The sequence below is a fragment of the Gilliamella sp. Occ4-3 genome (assembly GCF_001690675.1).
Lineage (GTDB): Bacteria > Pseudomonadota > Gammaproteobacteria > Enterobacterales > Orbaceae > Gilliamella > Gilliamella bombi.
The window spans coordinates 1-369 of sequence record NZ_LZHR01000051.1 but is presented as its reverse complement, the minus strand read 5'-3'; the positions used below and the strand labels follow the sequence as shown (position 1 = coordinate 369).

Sequence of the window (369 nt, the reverse complement as noted above, 5' to 3'; positions counted from 1 at the left end):
CATTCAATAAACCATGTTTAACCATTTATTCAGAATCAAATCTATTTGAACAAACAGACGATTTTAATCTAATAATGCGTAAAAAATGGAAAGACTATTACCGACAAACGTGTAATAATTTGGTAGATAATTCTTATTTGAAAAAAAATAATCTATTAGTAGAAATACCATATTGTTATGATCAAATTTGGTCTCCTAATAATCCGAGTGCGAAACAAATTGTATTTTATAAAACTTTTTTAGCAAAAGTAGACAATGATGAATTTAGTAGATGTATATCACCTTATTTAGAATAAATTCACTGAATTAATATACAAAATAGTAATATTGTGATGATCATAATTGCAAAAGAGGATAATGCAATAATTT

General features: G+C 24.4%; 1 protein-coding gene. It reads left to right on the top strand.

Annotated elements, in window-relative coordinates:
• A partial coding sequence (locus tag A9G44_RS13680; RefSeq protein ID WP_218837542.1) for a hypothetical protein occupies positions 1-296 on the top strand: 296 nt, incomplete at its 5' end.
• Between the last annotated feature and the right edge of the window lie 73 nt (positions 297-369).